Below are 23,012 nucleotides of genomic sequence, written 5' to 3'. Positions count from 1 at the left end.
CTTGTTGAATCTGCCATCAAACCATTTGCTGACTGGCAGCCATTATGAAGCTGACATATTTTGTGTGAAGCGATAATAATTGGACACTATCATCAAAAAATTTGAAGGCAGCCCGTATGTGGTCTGAATACTCCCTGGAGGTAGTCGACGCGGTAGCGCGCCATGGCAGTTTCAGCGCCGCCGCCCAGGAATTGCATCGCGTGCCGTCGGCCATCAGCTATACGGTACGTCAGATTGAGGAGTGGCTGGCAGTGCCATTGTTTGTGCGGCGCCATCGCGACGTCGAACTGACCCCCGCCGGCCGCCTGTTTATCGACGAAGCCCGTGGCGTGATGAAAAAAATGCTCGGCACCCGGCGTTTGTGCCAGCAGGTGGCCAACGGCTGGAGTGGCCAGTTGAAGGTGGCGGTGGACTCTATCGTCAAACCTCAGCGCTGCCGGCAGTTGGTGCTGGATTTCTATCGGCGGTTCCCCGAGGTGGAGTTGCTGCTGGAGTACGAGGTGTACAACGGCGTGTGGGATGCCTTGGCCGACGAGCGTACCGACATTGTGATCGGCGCCACCAGCGCAGTGCCGGTGGCCAGCCGCTTTAGCTTTCGCGACATGGGGTTGTTGAACTGGCTGTGTGTCGTCAGTGCAACGCATCCCTTGGCCAACATTGAAGGGTTGCTCAGCGATGACCAACTGCGCCCGTTCGCCTCGCTGTGCATGACCGACACGTCGCGCAACCTGCCCAAGCGCGACACCTGGACCCTGGATAACCAACGTCGCCTGGTCGTACCGAACTGGGCGTCGGCCATCGATTGCCTGCGCGATGGCCTGTGCGTCGGCATGGCACCGGCGCATCAGGTATTGCCGTGGATCGAACGCGGCGAACTGGTGGCGCTGCAACTGACCCGGCCCTTCCCCGCCAGCCCGTCGTGCGTGGCCTGGGCACAGGACAAGCTGTCCCCGGCCATGGCGTGGTTGCTGGCGTATCTGGGAGACACCGAGACGATGAATCAGGAATGGCTGAATGGGCATGACCTATAAGCCCCCAGTTTCAGCGCACTTCAATCCAATAGCCGGGTGATGGCCCGTACGATCATCTCGACCTCCTTGGCCTCCAGGGTCAGGGGCGGCAACAGGCGAATGACTTTGCCCCGCGTCACATTGATCAACAGCCCATGCTCGTGGGCGGCGCGCTGCGTCAGGTCGCGACTGGGGCTGGCCAGTTCGATGCCGATCATCAGGCCCCGCCCCCGAATCGCCAGTACCTGCGGATGTTCATCCAATTCCACCCGCAACCGCGCCAGCAAGCGTTCCCCCTGTTGCGCCGCGTTCTGCAACAGGCCTTGCTCTTCGATAATGTCGAGCACGGTGCAGCCTACTCGGCAGGCCAGCGGGTTGCCACCGAACGTGCTGCCGTGACTGCCCGGCGTGAACAACTGGGCCACCGCCGTGCGAGCCAGGCAGGCGCCGATGGGTACCCCGTTGCCCAGGCCTTTGGCCAGGGTCATCACGTCCGGCACGATACCTTCGTGCTGGAATGCAAACCAGGTACCGGTACGGCCGATACCGGTCTGGATTTCATCGAGCATCATCAGCCAGCCATGCCGGGTGCAGTGATCGCGCAGGGCGCGCAGGTAACCCGCGGGCGCCGGCATGACGCCGCTTTCGCCCTGGATCGGCTCCAGCAAGACCGCCGCGATCCGCGAGCCAAACGTTTGGGTGATCGCTTCAATGGCCGCCAGATCACCGAACCGGACCTTGAGAAAATCGCCGGGCAAACGTTGAAACCCAAGGCGTACCGACGGCCCATCGCTGGCCGCCATGGTGCCGAGGGTGCGGCCATGGAAGGCGTTTTCCATCACCACCACCAGCGGCTCTTCGATGCCTTTTTTCCAGCCATGCAACCGCGCCAGCTTCAGTGCGGCCTCGTTGGCTTCGGCGCCGGAGTTGTTGAAGAAGGCGCGGTCCAGGCCCGACAGCTGAGTGAGGCGCCGGGCCAGGCGTTGCTGCCAGTCGATGCTGTAGAGGTTGGATGTGTGCAATAACAAGCCGGCCTGTTCGCTGATGGCCGTCACCAGTTTCGGGTGAGAGTGCCCGACATTGGTCACCGCCACGCCTGCCACCGCATCCAGGTATTCGCGCCCCTGCTGATCCCACAGGCGCGTGCCCAGGCCGCGAGTAAAGCTCAAGGCCAAGGGTTGGTAGGTCGTCATCAGGCAGGTGGCGGTCATGGTGGCAAGCTCCAGTGCATCGTAGGGGTAGCTGAAGTATCGTTAACCACCCCAACTGGATAAACTGCGCCTTTCTGCAATGACTTTAAATCAGGGATTGATAATGGATCTGTTCCAGGCGATGTCGGTGTACGTAAAAGTGGTCGAGGCCGGCAGCATGACCGCCGCCGCCCATGCCTGCGGGATGTCGACCACGATGGTCGGCAATCACTTGCGCGCCTTGGAGCAACGCCTGGGTGTCAGCCTGCTCAAGCGCACCACGCGCAAACAAAGCCTCACGGAATTCGGCGGCCAGTATTACCAGCGCTGCCTTGAAGTACTGGGGCTGGTGGCCGACTCCGAGCAATTGGCGGAACAAGCGCACAGTGACGTGCCCAAAGGCACCTTGCGCATCACCGCCCCTCCGGCGTTCGGCACCGAGCGCCTGGCGCCGGCCTTGAGCGAGTTCTCCCAGCGCTACCCGCTGCTCAAGCTCTATGTCGTACTCAGCAATGAACGCATGGACCTGGTCGACAGCGGCTTCGACGTAGCGATCCGCCTGGGTGAACTGGAACCTTCAAGCCTGATCGCCCGGCCCCTGCAGGATTACACCATCACCCTCTGCGCGTCCCCGGACTACCTGGCGCAGCGCGGCACGCCCGCTCGCCCTGAAGACCTGCAACAGCACGACTGCCTGGCGTTCGCCTACCCCTCCACCGACGATTGGCGCAATGCCGACAAGCTATGGCGCATGACCGGGGAGCAAGGCGAAGTGGAGATTCCGGTGTCCGGCTCATTGACCATCAACAGCTCCCAGGCCCTGCGCCAAGTGGCGGTGCAAGGCATGGGCATCGTCATGCTGCCCGATGCCCTGGTGCAGCCCGACCTGCAGAGCGGCAAGCTCGTGGCCTTGCTGACCGACTATCAACTGCCCAGCCGGCCCATGCATTTGCTCTACGGCCAGGACCGTTACCGCCTGCCGAAACTGCGGGCGTTTGTCGATTTCGTCATGGAAAAGTGGGCGCGCTAAAAGCTCACGCCCAGCTCACGCCCAGCTCACGCAATCGTGCGGCGGTATGCTCGGCCGACACATGGTGAATGCCCTGCCAACCCAACGCGACGGCGGCGTCGATATTGCCGGCCACGTCATCGATAAACACCACTTCTGCGGGGCGGATATCCGGCAGGCAGGCACGCACCTGAGCCAGGCTGGCGTGGTAGATCGCCGGATCGGGCTTGATGAGTTTCAATTCGCCGGACACCACAATGTTGCGAAAACACTGCAGGAATGGGTAATGGGCCCGCGCATAGGGAAAGGTTTCGGCAGACCAGTTGGTGAGCCCGAACAGGGGCATATGGGCAGCATGCAGCGCATTGAGAATCGCCACCCCTTCCGGCAACGGGCCGCGCAGCATCTCGTGCCAACGCTCGTAATAAGCCTGGATCAAGGTTTCATGGCACGGGTATTGGTCGATGAGGGTGCGCGTTGCGTCGGCGAGCGTGCGCCCGGCGTCCTGCTCGGTGTTCCAGGCCTGGGTACAAATGGTGTCGAGAAACCATTGCCGTTCGTGGTCGTCGGCAATCAGCTTGCGGTACAGATGGTGCGGGCTCCAGTCGAACAGAACACCGCCGAAATCAAAAACTACTGCACGAATCGTCATCAGATCCTCCGTTGGCGCGGCTTGATAGCCGAAGGAGTCTGGCAGATCTGAAAAGCGGGAACTGCGCGCCGAAGCGTAAGAATTTTCTGAAATGTACACAACCAAACGTGGGAGGGGGCTTGCTCCCGATTGCGTCGGGCCAGACAGCTTATCGCTAGCTGACCCCTCGCTATCGGGAGCAAGCCCCCTCTCACATGTTCAACCGCGTTTAGGCTTGGACCAGACCGTTGATTTTGACGGTCGGGTTCACATCAGCATCGTAGTCCACACCCTTGACTTCAAAGCCGAACAACCGCATGAACTCTGCCTTGTAGCCGGCAAAATCGCTGATCTCGTTGACGTTCTCGTCGGTGACCTGGTTCCACAGGTTTGCCACGGCGTCCTGGACTTTCGGCTCCAGCTCGGCCAGGTCGGCACGCAGGCGGCCGTCGGCGTCGAGTTTCGGCTGGCTGCCGTACAGGCTGTCCTTGAACAGGCCGTAGACCTGCTCGATGCAGCCTTCATGAGTGCCCTGCTCTTTCATCACCTTGAACAGCAGCGACAGGTACAGCGGCATGATCGGGATCGCCGAGCTGGCCTGGGTGACCACGGCCTTGAGTACCGACACGCGGGCATCGCCCTTGAGCGCGGCGAGGTTGTCACGCAGGGTCAGGACTTTCTTGTCCAGGTCTTTCTTGGCTTCGCCGATGGAGCCGTTCCAGTAGATGTCCTGGGTCAGCTTCTCGCCGAGGTAGGTGAACGCGGTGGTCTTGGCGCCTTCGGCCAATACGTCGGCGTCACGCAGGGCGTCGATCCACAGCTGCCAGTCTTCGCCGCCCATGACCTTCACGGTACCGTCGATTTCTTCCTGGGTCGCAGGCTCAAGCGTGGTGTCGACCACCACGCCCTTGTCGGTGTTGATCCCGCGCAGGGTCACGGCCTTGCCGATTGGCTTGAGGGTGGAGGTGTGCACCACGCCTTGCGGGTCGGTACGGCGTGGCGCGGCCAGGCTGTAGACCACCAGGTCGATCTTGCCCAGGTCTTTTTTGATGGTCTCGATGGTCAGGCGCTTGATCTCGTCGGAGAAGGCGTCGCCGTTGATGCTTTTGGCATACAGGCCTTTTTCAACGGCAAACTTCTCGAACGCGGCGCTGTTGTACCAGCCGGCGGTGCTCAGCTTGCCTTCTTCGCCTTCTTTCTCAAAAAACACGCCCAGGGTGTCGGCGCCGCAGCCAAACGCAGCACTGATGCGCGCGGCCAGGCCGTAGCCGGTGGAAGCGCCAAGAACCAGCACCTTCTTCGGGCCACCTTTGATTGCGCCGTGTTTGGTTACGTAGTCGATCTGTTCCTTGACGTTCGCCTCACAGCCAACAGGGTGAGCGGTCACACAGATAAAGCCACGAACCCGCGGTTTGATGATCATAAAATTTCTGCCTCTTCCAAGGTGCCGAAGGCCAGTGGTGGCCATTCAACTTCAATCGTACCGGTCTATGACGCCCGAAAAACCGAAGCGTCACGATAGTCGCAAATCTTCTGTTTACAAAATCCAATCCAAACACGGCCGGCAGCGCTTAAAAATGTGCAGGGTTTTCACAATTTCGCACTATTAAAAAACGCCTTTGCGGCGCGGAACGGCTTATTATGACGCAGTTGTTTCAATATGTTTCAAAACCCAACCACTCGCGGCCACGGATCCGGAACTGTCGAATGGCGTCCTGCTGGAGCGAAGTTGCATGAACACGCTGGCCTTGCGTAAAAAAATGGTATCGGTTGCCTGGGTACTCGCCGTCCTGTTGATCATTGATGTGTTCCCAGAAACCACCCTGGTATTCCTCTGCCTGGTGCTGGTGTGCGGTATTTACGACTTCCTGCGTAACGGTTTGTATGACGCCCCTACGTTCAAGAAGTATTTTATCGGCAGCGGCCGCAACACCTGGCTACTGGCGCCGTTCAACACCTTGTTCGACCTGTTGAGCTCGCGCAACCGCCATGTTTACACGATGAGCGACCTGCCACCCGCCTGGCGTGAAGACCTGCAACAGGTCCTCGACGACGCCATGGCCCATAAAGATGAAATCATCGGTTACCTGGATGAACGCATGGCCGAGAAAAAGCGCGGCATGTTGTTTTTCCAATGGTACGGGCGGTCAATTGAAACCACGCTGGATATTCCCGAACTGCGCAAAAAACTGCCGTTCGTGAAGACCATCGGCGTGTCGGTGTTCAATGAAAACCGCTCGACCTCGTTTCACTTCGGCCCCCTGCGCATGATGTTCCGCGTGCTTTACAACATGGCGCCGGCGCCCCATCACGACGGCGTGTACATCCAAGTGGGCAAGCATAAGCATTACTGGCATGACGACCCGTTGTTCATCTTTGATGACACGCTGATGCACGCGTCCTTCAACAAGAACGATGCCAAGCGCTACTGCCTGTTTATCGATATCGTGCGGCCCACTCCAGTGCCGACGGTGCTTAACGCTGTGATTGCCGGGTTTGCCGGGATGGTCTTTACCCTGCGTCGGGTTTTCTACAAAAACTGGAAGCTGATTCAGTAAGTTCTGCGGCATGATGGTGTTGGACGGTATTTGCGCTCGGCCTTGCGCCTGAGGTAAATAGTCGGCTCGTGCGCTTCAACCGCGCCCACCATTCTCAAGCCATCGCGCCTCACCGGGTGCGGTGGCTGTGCTTTCAAGGAATCAGAATGCCCCAACGTCAAGTCATCAACGCCTCCGTCAGCCCCAAGGGCAGCCTCGAAACCCTTTCCCAACGCGAAGTCCAGCAACTGAGCGAAGCCGGTACCGGCAGCATCTACACCCTGTTCCGCCAGTGCGCCCTGGCAATCCTCAACACCGGCGCGCATATCGATAACGCCAAGACCATCCTCGACGCCTACAAAGACTTTGAAGTGCGCATCCACCAGCAGGACCGTGGCGTGCGCCTGGAGCTGCTGAATGCTCCGGCCGACGCTTTTGTCGACGGCGAAATGATCGCCAGCACCCGTGAGATGTTGTTCAGCGCCCTGCGCGATATCGTCTACACCGAGAACGAACTGGACAGCCAGCGCATCGACCTGAGCAACTCCCAGGGCATCACCGACTATGTGTTTCACCTGCTGCGCAACGCCCGTACGTTGCGCCCGGGTGTCGAGCCGAAGATCGTGGTGTGCTGGGGCGGGCATTCGATCAATACCGAAGAATACAAATACACCAAGAAGGTCGGCCACGAACTGGGCCTGCGCAGTCTCGATGTGTGCACCGGTTGCGGCCCTGGCGTAATGAAAGGCCCGATGAAGGGCGCGACCATTTCCCACGCCAAACAACGTATTACCAGCGGGCGCTACCTGGGCCTGACCGAGCCGGGCATCATCGCCGCCGAAGCCCCGAACCCCATCGTCAATGAACTGGTGATCCTGCCCGACATCGAGAAGCGCCTGGAAGCCTTCGTGCGGGTCGGCCACGGCATCATCATCTTCCCGGGCGGCGCCGGTACGGCGGAAGAGTTCCTGTACCTGCTGGGCATCCTGATGCACCCGGACAACCGCGACGTACCGTTCCCGGTCGTCCTCACCGGGCCGAAACAGGCCGCGCCGTACCTGCAACAATTGCATGCGTTCGTCGGCGCCACCCTCGGTGAAGCGGCGCAGGCGCACTACCAGATCATCATCGACGACCCGGCCGAAGTGGCGCGCCAGATGACCGCAGGTCTCAAGGCGGTGAAACAGTTCCGCCGCGAGCGCAACGACGCCTTCCACTTCAACTGGCTGCTGAAGATCGATGAAGGCTTCCAGCGCCCGTTCGACCCCACCCACGAAAACATGGCCAGCCTGCAACTCAACCATGCATTGCCGCCCCATGAGCTGGCGGCCAACCTGCGCCGGGCGTTCTCGGGGATCGTGGCGGGGAACGTGAAGGACAAGGGTATCCGCCTGATCGAACAGAACGGTCCTTACGAGATCCACGGCGACCCGGCCATCATGCAGCCGCTGGACGAACTGCTTCAGGCATTCGTCGCCCAGCACCGCATGAAGTTGCCGGGCGGCGCGGCGTATGTACCGTGCTACCGCGTGGTGCAGTGAGCTAACGCTGGAGGATCGGGCTGGATACCAACGTACTCGTGCGCTATGTCACCCAGGATGATCCTGTCCAGTCCCCCAAGGCATCCGCCCTGATCGAATCCCTCGCCACCCTTTCGCCAGGCTTTGTCAGCCTGGTGTGCGTGGTGGAACTGGTGTGGGTTTTATAAAGCTGCCCATCGACCAAGAGCGAAGTCGTCACCGTGCTGGAAACGCTCTTGCGCACCCGTGAGTTGACCGTCGAACATGCCGAAGTCATCTGGCAGGCGTTGCGACGATTGGCAGGCTTTGGTAGAAATCGCCTTCACCTTCCGATGGAGAGAAAGCCCACGTGCGCACGCTTCTTCTTGCTGCCCTGGCCACATTGCCTGGCCCGACCTGCCAACAACCTGCTTCGTGAGCGGCCGCTCTGCCACCAGCGTAGGTTCAGCGAACCCAGCCCCCTACCTGCCAGTGATACCCATCGCTGCGTTGCACCCAGTGCGGATGCACATAGCGATAGCCTTCGCGCACCGGCTCCCAATGGCCGTGCACCGCCACATAGCGCCCGCCTTCCCAGCGCCAATAGCCGCGTGACCACAAGTAGCCTTCACGTACCGGTGGCTCGACCTCAATCACCTGCACCGGCGGCGGTTGCGGCGCCACCACCTCGACATATTCACGTTGCACCGGCCGACGCTCATGCACAACGCGCTCTTGCACACACCCGGATGCCGCGACGACGACCGCCGCCAATGCCGCATAACGTAACAACATAAAAACCCCTCGGGCGCTGACGCCCAACACGTGCACCAGTAAAAAATCCCCCTGTGTTTCAGCCGCGCTCCTGCTTGGCCTGGGTACTTTTTTAACAGGCGGTGTCTGTCAGATTGCTGAACCCGAGGGCATCAAGAAGTGCAAGCGACAGTCGGTCGTTGGCGCTGATCGGCGGGAAACCGCCGGTCGCCGCTCAAGCAAAGGGCATCACGCGGGACCGAAGCGCTGAACCACTGCCTCGACAAATCGCCGCAGCTTGGCCGTACGCTGCCGGTTGGCGGTGTAGACCAAATGCATCGACCGGCTCGGCGCGTCAAAGTCCGGCAGTACCCGCACCAACTCGCCCCTGGCCAAGGCCCCGCGCAGAAAATCCTCCGGGCCAAGGACAATGCCGAAACCATCCAGCGCGGCCGACATCAGGGCCCGGCTTTCATTGATCTGCAAACGGCTGGCAACCTGCACCCTGTGCGCGGTCGCCCCCTGGAAAAACACCCACTCGCGATCGGCCGGGCGCGACCAGAAGGCATATCCCAGGCATTCGTGATGCTCAAGGTCTGCCGGCACCGCCGGTGTACCGCGGGCCGCCAGGTAGGCCGGCGCCGCGCAGACCACCAGGCGATAAGGCGCCAGCGGCCTGGCCGTGAGGCCGGTGGTTGCCAGGGGCCCGATACGAAAGGCCGCTTCGTACCCCTCCTCCACCAGGTCGACAAACCGATCCGTCAGGTGCAGGTCGATTTCCACATCCGGGTGGTCACGCAGGAACCCGGTAATCAGCGGCATCAAGCTGTGGGAGCCAAACGTGACCGGCGCGGTGATTTTCAACTTGCCGCGCGGGGTGTCGTTCATGATCTGCGCCAGGGAATCGGCGGCCTCGGCCTCTGTGAGGATGTGTTTGCAGCGTTCGTAGTACGCGCTCCCCAACTCCGTCAGGCTTTGCCGGCGCGTGGTGCGGTTGAGCAACCGTGCACCCAGGCGCAATTCCAGCGCGGCGACATGTTTGGCCACCATCTGCGGCGACATGCCCAGGCGCTCAGCGGCACGCGCGTAGGAGCCCAGCTCAGCCGCCGTCACGAACGCATTCATACTTGATAGGCGATCCATCATTCCCCACTCCCAGTAACAACATCCACACCAGAATGACGATTTATCACCCATTGGTTGCCAATCATCATAACGGCTCCCCCCCATTCACAGGAGCACAATCATGAAGATTGGCGTTATTGGAGCAGGCTTTATCGGGCGCGCCGTGGCTCAACTGGCACTGGCGGCCGGGCATGAGGTGATGTTGAGCAACTCACGCGGCCCCCACACCATGAGCAGCGTGGTAAGCGGGATACTCGGCGTGCAAGTGGGCAGCGCCGAAGACGCCGCTCGATTCGGCGATATCGCCCTCGTGGCGATTCCCCTGGAGCATTACCGCAGCGTCCCGGCTCAATGGCTGGAAGGCAAAACAGTGATGGACGCCAATAATTACTACCCTGACCGCGACGGGCATATCCCGGTGCTGGATCGCTTTGAAACCACCACCAGCCGACTGCTGGCTGACCACCTTCCCCACTCGCACGTAGTGAAGGTATTCAATGCGATCTTCGCGCCCGAGCTGACACAGGATGCCCGCCCCCACGGCGCGCCCGACCGCCGTGCCCTGCCGGTGGCCGCGGACGACGCCGCCGCGAAGGCACACGTGATCCAGTTGCTCGACGAACTCGGTTTTGATGCCGTGGATGCGGGTGGGCTGGATGACAGCTGGCGGTTTGAGCGGGCCAAGCCTGCGTATTGCGTGCCGCTGGACCAAGCCGGCTTGAAGGCGGCGCTGGCGGCGGCTGAACGCACGGTTGAACTGCCTCCCGTCGCGCGCTCGCGCCCTCGCCCCTAAACACCACGCCATGAAAAAGCCCGCTGACCGTCACCGGTTCAGCGGGCTTTTGCACAGCTTTGTTTACAGCGCCAGATCAGACGCCGGCTTGCTCGGCTGGGCCGCAGGCTTGGCCGTCTCGGTCGCCGCCGGAGCGGTCCTGGCCGGAATCACAGGCGGCGTTGGCAGTTGCAGAACGCCAGCGGTGTAGGCCCATTCCTTGGCAACCGCTTCAGGGCTGTCGTTCAGTTTGGTGCCGTAGCTCGGTACGATCTGGTGCAGTTTTGCCTGCCACTCAGGGGTCGCGACCTTGTCCTTGAACACCTTCTGCAGCACGGTCAGCATGATCGGAGCCGCGGTCGACGCGCCTGGCGATGCACCCAACAGGCCCGCGATGGTGTTGTCGGCGGAGCTGACCACTTCGGTACCGAGTTTCAGGACGCCGCCCTGCTCTTCGTCACGCTTGATGATCTGCACGCGCTGACCGGCTTGCCACAGGCGCCAGTCTTCTTTCTTGGCATTCGGGAAGTACTCTTGCAGCGCCTTGAAGCGGTCGTCGTCCGACAGCATCAGTTGGCCGGCAAGGTACTCGACCAGTGGGTATTCACGAATACCGACTTTGGTCATTGGCCAGATGTTGTGGGTGGTGGTGCTGGTCAGCAGGTCCAGGTACGAGCCTTCTTTGAGGAACTTGGTGGAGAAGGTTGCGAATGGGCCAAACAGGATCACGCGCTTGCCATCCAGCACGCGGGTGTCCAGGTGCGGAACCGACATCGGCGGCGAACCGACCGAAGCTTTACCGTAGGCCTTGGCCAGGTGTTGCTCGGCCACGGTTGGGTTATCGGTCACCAGGAACGAACCACCCACCGGGAAGCCGGCGTATTCCTTGGCTTCAGGAATGCCCGACTTTTGCAGCAGGTGCAGGGCACCGCCGCCGGCGCCGATGAACACGAACTTGGCGTCGGTTTCAGTCTTGGTGCCGTCTTTCAGGTTTTTGTAGCTGACACGCCACGAACCGTCATCGTTCTTGGTGATGTCCTGCACTTCGCTCGACAGTTTCAGGTCGAACTTGGGCGTGGTCTGCAGGTGGGCAACGAACTGGCGGGTGATCTCGCCGAAGTTCATGTCGGTACCCAGCGGGCTCCAGGTGGCCGCGATTTTCTGGTTCGGGTCACGCCCTTCCATCATCAGCGGCACCCACTTGGCGATCTGCGCCGGGTCTTCGGAGTACTGCATGCCGGCGAACAGCGGGCTGGCCTGCAGCGCTTCGTAACGCTTCTTGAGAAACTTGATGTTGTCATCGCCCCACACAAAGCTCATGTGCGGTGTGGAGTTGATGAACGAGCGCGGGTTCTTCAGCACGCCCTGCTGGACCTGCCAGGACCAGAACTGACGGGAGATCTGGAACGCTTCGTTGATCTCGACCGCTTTGGGGATCTCAACGTTGCCGTTCTTGTCTTCCGGGGTGTAGTTCAACTCAGCCAGGGCCGAGTGACCGGTACCGGCGTTGTTCCAGCCGTTGGAGCTTTCTTCGGCCACGCCATCGAGGCGTTCGACCATTTCCATCGACCAGTCCGGTTCCAGCTCGTTGAGCCAGACACCCAGGGTCGCACTCATGATGCCGCCGCCGATCAGCAGCACATCGACTTTCTTTGCCTCTTGCGCGTGGACGGTCGAGATCCCCATCGACAACGCCAGCCCCAGCAAGGCAGTGTTTACTTTTTTAAACATCAGTAGCACCTATGATAAAACGCCATCCGCCCTACCGCCCCTGACTCTTCAGGCCGTAGGGTGGGCACACAAGGCCGACGTATCGACCTCACTTTTATGTCCCTTCTGCGCTGACTTCTTATCATTATTGGCTTCAGCTACCTGGACGACAGCCAATCGCCGGGACGTATACGGGTGTACGCACCAGGAAAGACTAGCCCAAGACGGCGCGCAGAATATCACGGCAAACAGCGTTTATGCGCCGTTTGGCCAATTGACAGCTCTGAATCGCGGGTTTCGCCGCGCCAGTGTCAAGTGCATCGAGCGCGACGTGGCGTCACAGGCCCGGAACTCTCGCGCGTGCGGCGGTTCTAGACACCTTCACCGTCGCGTGCGTAGCATCGGCGACTGACTTTCGTGCCCCTATCCAACAGAGCAATCCATGTCTACCCACCAAACACTCGGGCACGTGCTGCCTGCGCGCAGTGCCGCCAAAATGGAAGCGGCCATGGCCGTGGGCGCTTTCGCAATCGGTACCGGCGAATTCGCCATCATGGGTTTGATGCCCGACATCGCCCAGAACCTGGGCTTGAGCGAACCCCAGGTGGGCCACGCCATCAGCGCCTACGCGCTGGGCGTCATGGTCGGTGCCCCGTTGCTGGCCATCCTCGGCGCCAAGCTACTGCGCAAACATATGCTGCTGTTGTTGATGGGCCTGTATGCCCTGGGCAACTTCGCCACGGCGTTTACTCCGAGCTTCAGCTCATTGGTGGCCTTCCGCTTTATCAGCGGCCTGCCCCACGGTGCCTACTTCGGCATCGCCGCCGTCGTCGCCTCCAGCATGGTGCCCACCGACAAACGCGCCGGCGCCGTGGCCCGGGTAATGATGGGCCTGACCCTGGCCATGCTGCTGGGCAACCCCATCGCCACCTTCCTCGGCCAACACCTGGGCTGGCGCTCGGCGTTCGGGCTGGTGAGCGTGATTGCCCTGTGCACCATCGCCCTCGTCTGGCAGTTCGTGCCGCACCGCCACGACGAAGAACGCAGTGACCCACGCAAGGAAATGCGCGCCTTCACCAAACCGCAGGTGTGGATGGCGTTGTCCATTGGTGCGATTGGTTTTGCCGGGATGTTCTGCGTATTCAGCTACCTGGCGCCGACCATGCTGGAAGTGACCAAAGTCTCGCCGCAGTGGATCCCCTTCGGCCTCGCCGCGTTTGGCGTGGGTGGGATCATCGGCAACATCGCTGGCGGCAAGCTGTTTGACCGCCTGCAATTTCGCGCGGTGGGTTTGATATTGGTGTGGTCGATTGCGGTGTTGCTGTTCTTCCCCTTTGCGGCGTCGTCACTGTGGGGCGTGCTATTGAGCATGGGCCTGGTCGGCACCATGGTGGCCTTGGCTGCGCCGTTGCAGATCCGCCTGATGGACATTGCGCACGAGGCACCGAGCCTGGCGGCCGCGTCCAACCACGCGGCGTTCAACCTGGCGAATGCACTGGGGCCGTGGTTTGGCGGGATGGCGATTACGGCGGGGTTGGGCTGGACCAGCACTGGGTACATCGGCGCAGTGACGGCGCTGATCGGCCTGGGCCTCTACCTGATTGCCCGGCGCATGAAAGGCGGCCACTAACGACGCTAGTTTTGCGCCGATTATAGATCCAATGTGGTAGGGGGCTTGCCCCCGATAGCAATAGGTCAGTCACTACCCCAATGACTGACCCACCATTCATCAATCATCATGCAACAACCCCGACCCATACTCCCCATAACTGCTCCCCAGCCCACTCCCGCCAAAATTCATCTTGGCCGCCTTGCTCGGGCTATGGTCCCCAAACGCCTGGCATCCGCCAGTAAAACAAGGGTCACCACTCCCGCCCGACGTTCCCGTCGAACAAGCACCCAACAGCAACGTGCCAGCAATCAGCACGACTTTAACCAGGTTCGAGATCATGTTTTCAGTTCCCTATGGGCTGGAGGTACGGGGGGGCCTCTCTTGAACAGTAGCGTAGTCCGCAAATACGCAGGGAATTATGAAACTTTGCGCGGTGACAGCAGGGGTTCAGGTTGCCGCCTTGGGGTAAGGCGGCGGGGTTGGCAGCAGGCGCGACTTGCTCTTGGGCGCGGGCGATGAGTAGAGCGCTTAGGTCGATGAGTTGGTGGATGCCCAGGATGATGGCGCGGTGCGGGTCTTCGAGGTCAAAAGCCAGGGTTGCGGCCATTTGGTTGGCGGATGCGAGGTTTTCGGCGGCGTTGGCTAGGAGGGTTTCGGGGTCGATGGTTGGATTGACCAGAAAGAGGGTGCCGCTTGGGCGTTCGCTAACGGTACCGTCGTCAGATGGCGGCAAGTGATGCTCGATTGCTCGCTGGGCTGCGGTTTGAAGATTGAGATCAGAGGATGTGGCGCTTGAAGCATAAGGCGGGTTAGGTGTGGCTTCGTACATGGCGAAGCTCCTTTAGCGTTTAAGGAACTGCCTATCTCACTTCCACATGAGAGGTGGCAGCTGTACGCAGGTGTGGAAGACCAGGGCTAAAGGACCCGGCGCACCGAAGTGCCCCGCGCACAGCCGCCATAAGCAATCATACAGACGTAAAAAAACGCCGGTAGGTGTTTATGGGCGATTGAGCGCCTTCAGCTTGGTCGGACTTCCACATCCGGCCGCTGGGTTGGCAGCGGCTTAAGGAGGTTAGCGATGGGAGGTCTGAGGGGGCAAGCCGAGAGAACTGTGAGAAACTTCCCAAGATCTTAACCATCCAAACTCGACATCCGATACACGACTTAACAAATTCAGTTACGCAATAAAAACTCCGCCAAATTTTGGTAGCCTTTATCGAGCATGCCAGCGTCTTCTTTAGTATCAATAACTCGCCGCACAAACTTCCTCACATCATCAACAGGCATCTTCGCGACCAACTCCACTATCTTAGGAACTGCATCTTTTCTTGACTTCCCAGCATAAAAGTCCTTCTCCAGAGAGAGCCCAAACTTTCTAATACTATCTAAGCTCGATAGATTTTTCCGCTTTGCAGACCCGCCACGAACATTGACAAAATTTCAAGCTTTTCAGGATCATCCACTTGAAAACTAGTTTTCTTTAAATTTTAGTCATTTACATATAAAAAGTACTGAAGGTCAGACCCTCGGCGAAACCGCCCTTACGACGAGGTGAAGGGCACAGACCACACCTCCCAACACCCAACATCCATCCCTGATAAACTGCGCACTATTCGCCTCGCTGACTCAGACACCCAATGCCCCTACAAACCGCCCCACTCTCCCGCCGCTTCTCCGTCGCTCCCATGATGGATTGGACCGACCGCCACTGCCGGTTCTTCCTGCGCCTGCTCTCCAAACACGCCTTGCTCTACACCGAGATGGTCACCACCGGCGCGATTCTCCATGGCGACCATGACCGCTTCCTGCGCCACAACGAAGCCGAGCATCCTCTGGCGCTCCAGTTGGGCGGCAGTGTGCCCGCCGACCTGGCCGCGTGTGCGCGCATGGCTGAAGCCGCCGGCTATGACGAAGTGAACCTGAACGTCGGCTGCCCCAGCGATCGGGTGCAGAACAATATGATCGGCGCGATCCTGATGGCGCATCCTGCGTTAGTGGCCGATTGCGTGAAGGCGATGCGCGATGCGGTGTCGATTCCGGTGACGGTGAAGCATCGCATCGGCATCAATGGCCGGGACAGTTATGCCGAGCTGTGTGATTTCGTCGGGCAGGTGAAGGACGCCGGTTGCACGAGTTTCACCGTGCATGCGCGGATTGCGATTCTGGAGGGGCTGTCGCCCAAGGAGAATCGCGACATTCCGCCGTTGCGCTATGACGTGGCGGCGCAGTTGAAGCGGGATTTTCCTGAGTTAGAGATTGTGCTTAACGGCGGGATCAAGACGCTGGAACAGTGCCAGGAGCATTTGCAGACGTTTGATGGCGTGATGCTGGGGCGCGAGGCTTATCACAACCCGTATCTGCTGGCGGAGGTGGATCAGCGGTTGTTCGGGAGTGAGGCGCCGGTGGTGGGTCGGGCGCAGGTACTGGCGCAGTTGCGGCCTTATATTGCTGAGCATCTGGCGAGTGGTGGTGTGATGCATCACATCACTCGGCATGTCCTGGGGCTGGGCACCGGTTTCCCAGGGGCGCGCAGGTTCAGGCAGTTGTTGTCGGTGGATATTCATAAGGCGGCGGATCCGTTGGCATTGCTGGATCAGGCTGGGGCTTTGCTGGAAGGGCGTTAACCCGATTGCTTGCAGGGGGGTCAGTTAGTTGTGGATTGGCTGACACACTGCTATCGGGAGCACGCCCCCTCGCACATTTTGTGCGGGGGCAGGCAAGCCGGTTTGCACAGTTTTATCCACGTGTCATCGGGCATTTGGGTTGAACCTGCCCTGCATTTTGCCCTCCTATTGAGCAGTACGGCCGGGCTTTCAAACGGCTGTTTTCAGGTTGTTGCCCGCGCAAACGATCGAACGCATTTGCGCCTTGAGCGCCTGCCAGCGCTCGGGTAATGTCACCAGACCCATAGGACAGAGCACGCCCATGACTTCCAAGCTGGAACAACTCAAGCAATTCACGACTGTCGTAGCCGATACCGGCGATTTTTCTACCCTCGCCAAGCTCAAGCCGCAGGATGCGACCACCAACCCTTCGCTGTTGCTCAAGGCTGCGTCGATTCCGGGCTATGCCAAGCTGCTGGATGAGTGCGTGCAGGATTGCAATGGCGATGTGGGCCTGGCCAGCGACCGTTTCGCGGTGGCGGTGGGTCAAGAGATCCTCAAAGTAGTGCCGGGCCGTATATCCACCGAGGTGGATGCGCGCTTGTCGTTCGACGAGGGCGCTATTCTCAAGCGTGCGCACCGTCTGATCGACCTGTACGAAAAAGCCGGGGTTGGCCGTGACCGCGTGCTGATCAAGATCGCCTCCACCTGGGAAGGTATTCGTGCGGCGGAGAAGCTGGAAAAAGAAGGCATCCAGACCAACCTGACACTGCTGTTCTCCTTCGCCCAGGCGGTTGCGTGCGCAGAGGCCGGCGTGTTCCTGATTTCGCCGTTCGTGGGCCGTATCTATGACTGGTACAAGAAGGCCAATGGCAACGACTACACCGGTTCCGATGATCCGGGCGTGCAGTCGGTGACGCGTATCTACAACTACTACAAGGCCAATGGCTACAAGACCGTGGTGATGGGTGCGAGCTTCCGCAACCTGAGCCAGATCGAAGAGTTGGCCGGGTGTGACCGCCTGACCATCAGCCCGGACCTGCTGGAAAAACTGGCGGCGGATGAAGGCAAGCTGGAACGCAAATTGTCGCCAGGGCATGCGGGTGAAGCGCGAGTGCATATGACTGAAGCGCAGTTCCGTTGGGAGTCCAACGAGGATGCGATGGCGACTGAGAAACTGGCGGAGGGTATTCGTCAGTTTGCTCGGGATCAGGAGAAGCTGGAGGCGTTGTTGTCTGCCAAGCTGTAAGGGCAGATAGCAGCAAAAAAGGGCGGCACCTGTGAGGGTGCCGCCCTTTTTTGTGTCTTCGCCAGTCTCAAGCCGAGCAGACTCCAACTGTGGGACGTGTTTCGACAGGAAGGACGTCAGTGACGCTCGAGGGCGTTGACGAGGTCGTGGAAGGCTTCGCGATTGGACTCGTTGAGACCCATCAGGATCTTGTGCGCTTCCAGCACTTTGACCCGCACCACTTCTTCGGACTGGTCCTGGGACGGCAGGTCGGTCAGGCATTCCGGGCAGGGGATCGGGCGGTCAACAATGTTGAACACTTGGTCGAAACCCATGGACTGCAGCAGCCGGGTGATGTCTTCGTGGGTAGTGACGACGGTCGGCAGCAAGCCGACCTTCTGCCGCGACAGAATGGATAACTTGGCCAGCAAGCCCAGCGTGGTGCTATCAATGCTACGGGTTTCGGTCAGATCGATCACGATCGCCGAGAAATTCAGCGCAGTGAAGATCCGCTCAATCGTCGCATCCAGTGCCGAACACAAGGTCAGGCGCACTTCACCGACAAACTTCAGGACAAAAGTCCCATCTTGCTCGGCGAATTGGATTCTTCCGGTACTCATCAAAGATTCCTGCTCAACACCAATAGGGCGATATCATCCGGCATCTCCCCTAGCGTGGCCAATCCAAAAACCTGCCGCAGGCCATCCAGGCTGCCGCCCGCCGACTTGACCCGTTGGGGCAAGGCGGCTTCTTTCTCTTTGAGTGTAGGCTCTGGCAAAAGGTCCAGGATACCGTCGGACATCAGCGTTAGGCTGAAGGTCGGCGGCAGCTCCAGGATGTGGTCTTCGTACGTAGCCTCATTGAACAAGCCTACGGGCAGACCACGCCCTTCCAGGTAGCGCACACTGTCGGGAGTGTATAAAACAGGCATCGGCAGGTGACCGCCAATGCTGTAGGTCAAAAGACCCGTTTCTTCATCAATAACGCCGCCGACCATCGTCACGTGCTTACCCAGCTTGCAGCTGATCAGGCCTCGGTTGATGTGGCCCAGCACTTGCGAAGGGGTGAACTCCGGCAAGGTGCCATTGCGCTTGGATTCGAACAACAGCCGTGTGGTCATGAACTTCAACAACACGGTTACAAAGGCAGAAGACGCACCGTGGCCGGACACGTCGGCCAGGTAGAACGCGACACGCCGCTCATCCACGCGAAAATAGTCGACAAAGTCCCCTGAGAGGTACAACGAGGGGATGATCTGGTGTGCGAACTGGAACTCATCAATGGTCCAAGGGCTCACCGGCAGCATGTTCATCTGCACCTGGCGACCGGCGTTCTGGTCTTCCTGAAGCAGGTTCAGGCTGGCTTCGAGCTCGCGGTTGGCGGTCTCGAGCTTTTCGCGGTAGCGCTGGTTCTCCAATAGCAAACGCGCACGATCCAGGGCGCGGCGCACCGAATGCTCCAGCACCGCCAGGTCTTCCAGGGGTTTGATCAGATAGTCGGCGGCACCCAGGCGCAAAGCCTCGACAGCATCGCTCATGACCCCGGCACCGGACACGACAATTACCGGCGTCTGCGGGGCAAGCTCGGTCACCTGGCGGATCAGCTCGAGGCCGCCCATCTGGGGCATGCGCAGGTCGCAGATCACGAGGTCGGGCTGGTCGCGCTCGAATACCTGGAGACCCTGTTGACCATTGCTGGCCTGCAATACGCTGAAGCCGCTGTCTTCCAAATAGGCCGCGAGGCTCGCACGCACTACTTCGTCGTCATCGATTATCAGCAGCGTGGCACTGGTTTTTTGCATGTGGGCAAACGGCGCCAGAATTAGGTTGGCGTAGGCGGCTCGGCAATGGCCGGGCTCACACTACTGGATTCGCTTTCTAGCCTCTCTGTCCTACAAAGCATAGGCGTTTTGCCCACGCACAACTGTAAAGCAGAGGTGCCCTTCTAAGGCGCAGACGGTACTCCCATCCGACAGGCGTTTCAAGCTCACGCCGATGGTCGCCGGGCGTCTTTACACCGCAAATCACCGGGAGTTATAAGAACAGCCACAACCACAACACAATGTAAGGATGGAACCCATGAGCGAACACGAGCGCGACTACGCTGAAAAACGCGATTTCATCCGCATGAAAGTGGAGGCCGATGTGACGCTGATCCACGCAGGTCAGGAGATTGCAGGCGTCTGTGTGGACCTTTCAAGCTCGGGCATGCAGGTGCAGGCGCCTCGTCAGTTCAACGTGGGTGACCCACTGACGGTGCGTATCGAATCGGAGCACCCCGCGCTCAAGGGGCTGGAGGCGGACACTGAAGTGGTGTGGGCTAAAACGGTGGGTGATGAGCAGCAGCTCGGCCTCAAGATCCTGAAAATGCGCTGAAGTGCGCGCATAAAAAAGGCGATCACCCAGGATCGCCTTTTTTCGTTTCAAAACGTCACAGCTTAAAAGTCGTCGACAACCTTGCCATCCTTGACCTTGAACTCGCGGTTCTGCAGGTAAGCGTTACGGATGAAGGTGTACTTGTCACCAGTGATCAGCCGCTCGCTGTCGAGCAGGCTGGCGCGAGTGTCGACAATGTTCAGGCCCATGACGCTGTTGCGCACGGACACATCATCCATATAGCGGTACGGCTGGGTGTAGCTGTCCACGTATTTGGACGGCGCATCACGCAATGTGCTCGGGCCCAGCAACGGAAGCATCACGTACGGACCGCTGCCGACCCCCCAGTAACCCAGGGTCTGGCCGAAGTCTTCGTCGCTGCGCTGCAGCCCCATTTTGGTGCCTACATCAATGAAGCCCAGCACGCCAAAGGTGGTATTGACCAGCAAACGGGCGGTGTCGACGCCAGCGTTATGAGGCTTGAGCTGCAGCACGTTGTTGGCCAGGTTGCCGACATCGCCGATGTTGCGGAAGAAGTTGTGGATACCGTCTTCGACAAATTGCGGGGTGACCCACTGATAACCTTGGGCCAGGGGCTTGAGGGCATAGGTGTCAACAGTGTCGTTGAAGGTGAAGATCGGGCGGTTGATGCTTTCCCATGGGTCATCTTCCGCAGCCTGGACGGCGAACGGGGCCAGCAAGACAGTGGCACACACCGACAGCTGAGCGAAATAGTGGCTCCAGCGCATAGCTTTAGCTCCTTGAATGGTCTGTCATGGGCGCTATGCCCTGAATAAGGCTGTCAGTATATGACGGAAGCGCCCATTTAGGCAGTCGCTAGGAAACGTCTTAACTAAAATGGACAAAATTCCTACAATTAGCCGGACTGTCATCGGCCTGTCATCCTGCCCCGATAGCGTCACAGCTATTTCAGGGATGTCGACATGCCTCACGCCGAGATAGCCATCGCCAGCGCCCCCGCCTTGACTGCTGTGTTGTTTGGCCTGAGTGGCTGCCTGGTGGACTTCGGTTCCCAGGCGCGCACCGACTCTTGCGCCCTGAGTTCCCAAGCCACACCTGGTGCCCTGAAAGTCCTGCGCCACCTCAAGGAACAAGGCATACCCTGCGCCTGGCTGGATGAGCTACCCCCGTCGATAACGACCCCACTGGCCGCCGCGCTACCCGACTGGCTCAAGGCCGCCTCGCCCTCCTCCATCCGCTGGCCTGCGCCCCATGCTTGTTGGCAAGCCTTGATGGAATTGAACATCGAACGCCTGGAAGGCTGCGTATTGGTCAGCGGCGAGCCGCGCCTGTTGCAATCGGGCCTGAACGCAGGGTTGTGGACTATCGGCCTGGCCTCCTGCGGTTCACTGTGCGGCCTGGCGCCCGAGCAGTGGCAAGCGCTGAGCGACAAAGAACGCGAACACAAGCGCGGCAAGGCTACCGTGGCGCTGTATGGGCTGGGGGTGCACTCGGTGATCGATCACCTCGGCGAGCTGGGCACCTGCCTGGCGGACATCAGCCTGCGCCGGCTCAAAGGCGAGAAGCCCTGATCGAGATCATGCACAGTCGGCGCCGGTGGATTAATCTACACGTCAGCCCGTAGACCTTTCACGGCGTGCCGCGGTCTATGCCAGTGCCTATCGATAAAAGGAAAGAACGTCATGCCTGATCGCAAAAAACTGGAAGAACAGGTCGAGATCCTGCGCGGGCAATTGGAACAGGACCCGCCACTGCCGGAAGAAAAACGTGAAGCACTGGAAGCCTTGATTGCCAAGTTTGAAGTGCAACTTGAACTGGAACCGGCCACCCAGTCGCCCAGTATTTCCGACGACGTGAGTCAAGCGGCTATAGAGTTTGACGCTGAGCACCCAGTCATTTCCGGGACATTGCGCAATATCATGATCAGCCTGGGCAACATGGGCATCTAACCCGCCCGCCAGCCAAGCGCAGATGCAAAATGTGGGAGGGGGCTTGCTCCCGATAGCAGTGGGTCAGGCACAAATACCGTGACTGACACCCCGCCATCGGGAACAAGCCCCCTCCCACATTGGGTGTTGCGTGAAGGCTTATTGCCGTGCCAGACGCACGTTCTGGAACGCCACATCCTCGGTACTGCGATACGGGTTGATATCCAACCCACCGCGGCGCACATACCGCGCATACACCGTCAATTTTTCCGGCTTCAGCAGGCGCTGCAAGTCGAGGAAGATGCGCTCCACGCACTGCTCATGAAAATCCGAGTGCTGACGAAAGCTCACCACGTATTCCAGCAAGCTGGCGTGATCCAGCGCGCGGCCACGGTACTCCACCACCACACTGCCCCAATCAGGCTGGCTGGTGACCGGGCAGTTGGATTTGAGCAGGTGGCTGTGCACGCTCTCCTCCACCACACGCGAGGCATCGCAGCGCAGCAACTCCGGACGGGGGTGTTCGTAGCTGCTGACGTTGATGTCCAGGTCGTCGATACACACACCCGGCAACGCCATCACACCTTCGGCCTCGACCTCGACCAGGCTGCGGATACGCACGCTCACCGGCTTGCCGGCGGCGGCACTGAGGTCAGTGCGCAGGGTCGCCTCCAGGCTGCTAGTGTCGGTAAACGCCGTCTGGTTCAACGAATTGAGGTACAGCTTGAACGACTTGGACTCGATGATATTCGGCGAGTCGGCGGGAATGCTGAACTCACCGATCGCCACCACCGGCTTGCCCGACGGCAGCAACCAGGACAATTCGAAGCAGTTCCAGAAATCCACACCTTTGTAAGGCAGGGTCTCGGCACTCAGGCCCAGCTCGGCCCACTTGGCGGCACGAGGGATCGGGAACAGCAACGAAGGGGTGTAAGTGGAGATGTATTCACTGGACTTGCCCAGCGGCGAATGTTCGGCTGCGGGATGCATGGCGGAAACCTGGCTAAATTAACCGCGCCAGTCTACCAGCCTTTGCCCCCGCTCTTAA

The 23,012-nt window shown here is 59.8% G+C and carries 22 protein-coding genes and 2 pseudogenes; 12 read left to right on the top strand and 12 right to left on the bottom strand.

Going from position 1 to position 23,012, the window contains the following annotated elements:
• Nucleotides 1-116 precede the first annotated feature (116 nt).
• Nucleotides 117-1,031 carry a DNA-binding transcriptional activator PunR gene (punR, locus tag AB4O25_RS26400; protein WP_017526615.1) on the top strand — a complete coding sequence of 305 codons (915 nt, stop codon included), beginning with the start codon at nt 117-119 and terminating at the stop codon, nt 1,029-1,031.
• Between the two features lie 20 nt (nt 1,032-1,051).
• On the opposite strand, the gene AB4O25_RS26395 is transcribed toward punR, so the two are convergent.
• Nucleotides 1,052-2,221: an aspartate aminotransferase family protein gene (locus AB4O25_RS26395; RefSeq protein WP_065877023.1), complete on the bottom strand. Its 1,170-nt coding sequence runs from the start codon at nt 2,219-2,221 to the stop codon at nt 1,052-1,054.
• A gap of 103 nt (nt 2,222-2,324) precedes the next feature.
• Here AB4O25_RS26395 and AB4O25_RS26390 point away from each other — a divergent pair, with 103 nt between their 5' ends.
• Entirely contained in the window at nt 2,325-3,230 is a 906-nt protein-coding gene (locus tag AB4O25_RS26390; protein WP_017526617.1) for a LysR family transcriptional regulator, read from the top strand.
• Between the two features lie 4 nt (nt 3,231-3,234).
• Here the strand turns inward: AB4O25_RS26390 and AB4O25_RS26385 are convergent, their stop codons facing one another.
• The gene (locus AB4O25_RS26385) at nt 3,235-3,861 is read right to left on the bottom strand and encodes an HAD family hydrolase (RefSeq protein WP_460150160.1); all 627 of its coding nucleotides are present in this window, start codon (nt 3,859-3,861) and stop codon (nt 3,235-3,237) included.
• Between the two features lie 208 nt (nt 3,862-4,069).
• On the bottom strand, nt 4,070-5,263 hold the full coding sequence (gene fabV, locus AB4O25_RS26380) for an enoyl-ACP reductase FabV (protein WP_460150159.1): 1,194 nt from the start codon (nt 5,261-5,263) through the stop codon (nt 4,070-4,072).
• 310 nt (nt 5,264-5,573) lie between these two features.
• On the opposite strand from fabV, the gene AB4O25_RS26375 reads away from it, so the two are divergent.
• From AB4O25_RS26375 to AB4O25_RS26365, 3 genes and pseudogenes are all read left to right on the top strand, one after another.
• Complete coding sequence (locus tag AB4O25_RS26375; protein WP_017526620.1) at nt 5,574-6,398, top strand: aspartyl/asparaginyl beta-hydroxylase domain-containing protein; 825 nt, start codon at nt 5,574-5,576, stop codon at nt 6,396-6,398.
• Between the two features lie 146 nt (nt 6,399-6,544).
• A complete protein-coding gene (gene ppnN / locus AB4O25_RS26370) occupies nt 6,545-7,918 on the top strand; it encodes a nucleotide 5'-monophosphate nucleosidase PpnN (RefSeq protein WP_068931588.1) in 1,374 nt (457 codons plus the stop codon).
• 14 nt (nt 7,919-7,932) lie between these two features.
• Nucleotides 7,933-8,193 (top strand): annotated as a pseudogene (locus tag AB4O25_RS26365) (PIN domain-containing protein); the annotation flags it as partial.
• Between the two features lie 148 nt (nt 8,194-8,341).
• Here AB4O25_RS26365 and AB4O25_RS26360 read toward each other — a convergent pair.
• On the bottom strand, nt 8,342-8,671 hold the full coding sequence (locus AB4O25_RS26360) for a YXWGXW repeat-containing protein (RefSeq protein WP_050553981.1): 330 nt from the start codon (nt 8,669-8,671) through the stop codon (nt 8,342-8,344).
• A gap of 207 nt (nt 8,672-8,878) precedes the next feature.
• On the bottom strand, nt 8,879-9,775 hold the full coding sequence (locus AB4O25_RS26355) for a LysR family transcriptional regulator (RefSeq protein WP_032883369.1): 897 nt from the start codon (nt 9,773-9,775) through the stop codon (nt 8,879-8,881).
• A gap of 100 nt (nt 9,776-9,875) precedes the next feature.
• On the opposite strand from AB4O25_RS26355, the gene AB4O25_RS26350 reads away from it, so the two are divergent.
• A complete protein-coding gene (locus AB4O25_RS26350) occupies nt 9,876-10,547 on the top strand; it encodes an NADPH-dependent F420 reductase (RefSeq protein ID WP_460150158.1) in 672 nt (223 codons plus the stop codon).
• Nucleotides 10,548-10,610: 63 nt separating this feature from the next.
• Here the strand turns inward: AB4O25_RS26350 and mqo are convergent, their stop codons facing one another.
• Entirely contained in the window at nt 10,611-12,257 is a 1,647-nt protein-coding gene (mqo, locus tag AB4O25_RS26345) for a malate dehydrogenase (quinone) (protein WP_017526626.1), read from the bottom strand.
• Between the two features lie 421 nt (nt 12,258-12,678).
• On the opposite strand from mqo, the gene AB4O25_RS26340 reads away from it, so the two are divergent.
• Nucleotides 12,679-13,866, top strand: coding sequence for an MFS transporter (locus tag AB4O25_RS26340; RefSeq protein ID WP_065877027.1), 1,188 nt, complete (start codon nt 12,679-12,681; stop codon nt 13,864-13,866).
• 99 nt (nt 13,867-13,965) lie between these two features.
• Here the strand turns inward: AB4O25_RS26340 and AB4O25_RS26335 are convergent, their stop codons facing one another.
• Complete coding sequence (locus AB4O25_RS26335; protein WP_026067160.1) at nt 13,966-14,187, bottom strand: hypothetical protein; 222 nt, start codon at nt 14,185-14,187, stop codon at nt 13,966-13,968.
• A 136-nt stretch (nt 14,188-14,323) separates the two neighbouring features.
• Nucleotides 14,324-14,677: pseudogene (locus AB4O25_RS26330) on the bottom strand (DUF6124 family protein); the annotation flags it as partial.
• A gap of 808 nt (nt 14,678-15,485) precedes the next feature.
• Here AB4O25_RS26330 and dusA point away from each other — a divergent pair.
• Nucleotides 15,486-16,472: a tRNA dihydrouridine(20/20a) synthase DusA gene (gene dusA / locus AB4O25_RS26325; protein ID WP_026067161.1), complete on the top strand. Its 987-nt coding sequence runs from the start codon at nt 15,486-15,488 to the stop codon at nt 16,470-16,472.
• Between the two features lie 301 nt (nt 16,473-16,773).
• On the top strand, nt 16,774-17,700 hold the full coding sequence (gene tal, locus AB4O25_RS26320; RefSeq protein ID WP_017526630.1) for a transaldolase: 927 nt from the start codon (nt 16,774-16,776) through the stop codon (nt 17,698-17,700).
• A gap of 116 nt (nt 17,701-17,816) precedes the next feature.
• Here the strand turns inward: tal and rssC are convergent, their stop codons facing one another.
• Together rssC and rssB are read right to left on the bottom strand one after the other, a co-directional pair.
• Complete coding sequence (rssC, locus tag AB4O25_RS26315; RefSeq protein ID WP_003172602.1) at nt 17,817-18,299, bottom strand: anti-sigma factor antagonist RssC; 483 nt, start codon at nt 18,297-18,299, stop codon at nt 17,817-17,819.
• Nucleotides 18,299-19,480: a two-component system response regulator RssB gene (gene rssB / locus AB4O25_RS26310; protein WP_017526631.1), complete on the bottom strand. Its 1,182-nt coding sequence runs from the start codon at nt 19,478-19,480 to the stop codon at nt 18,299-18,301. The genes rssC and rssB overlap by 1 nt, the downstream gene beginning before the upstream one ends.
• Nucleotides 19,481-19,757: 277 nt before the next feature.
• Between rssB and AB4O25_RS26305 the strand changes: the two genes are divergently transcribed.
• Complete coding sequence (locus AB4O25_RS26305; protein ID WP_460150157.1) at nt 19,758-20,054, top strand: PilZ domain-containing protein; 297 nt, start codon at nt 19,758-19,760, stop codon at nt 20,052-20,054.
• Nucleotides 20,055-20,116: 62 nt separating this feature from the next.
• On the opposite strand, the gene AB4O25_RS26300 is transcribed toward AB4O25_RS26305, so the two are convergent.
• Nucleotides 20,117-20,803 carry an MlaA family lipoprotein gene (locus tag AB4O25_RS26300; protein ID WP_017526633.1) on the bottom strand — a complete coding sequence of 229 codons (687 nt, stop codon included), beginning with the start codon at nt 20,801-20,803 and terminating at the stop codon, nt 20,117-20,119.
• Between the two features lie 195 nt (nt 20,804-20,998).
• Between AB4O25_RS26300 and AB4O25_RS26295 the strand changes: the two genes are divergently transcribed.
• Both AB4O25_RS26295 and AB4O25_RS26290 read left to right on the top strand, forming a co-directional pair.
• Nucleotides 20,999-21,607, top strand: a complete 609-nt coding sequence (locus AB4O25_RS26295; protein ID WP_017526634.1) for a phosphatase — start codon at nt 20,999-21,001, stop codon at nt 21,605-21,607.
• 111 nt (nt 21,608-21,718) lie between these two features.
• On the top strand, nt 21,719-21,985 hold the full coding sequence (locus AB4O25_RS26290; RefSeq protein WP_017526635.1) for a DUF4404 family protein: 267 nt from the start codon (nt 21,719-21,721) through the stop codon (nt 21,983-21,985).
• A 138-nt stretch (nt 21,986-22,123) separates the two neighbouring features.
• Here AB4O25_RS26290 and queF read toward each other — a convergent pair whose 3' ends face one another.
• Entirely contained in the window at nt 22,124-22,954 is an 831-nt protein-coding gene (gene queF / locus AB4O25_RS26285) for an NADPH-dependent 7-cyano-7-deazaguanine reductase QueF (protein WP_017526636.1), read from the bottom strand.
• Nucleotides 22,955-23,012: the final 58 nt, after the last annotated feature.

Source organism: Pseudomonas sp. S3_A03, assembly GCF_054668275.1.
Note: the sequence above shows the minus strand (reverse complement) of the source record. Positions and strands in the feature narration are given on the sequence as shown.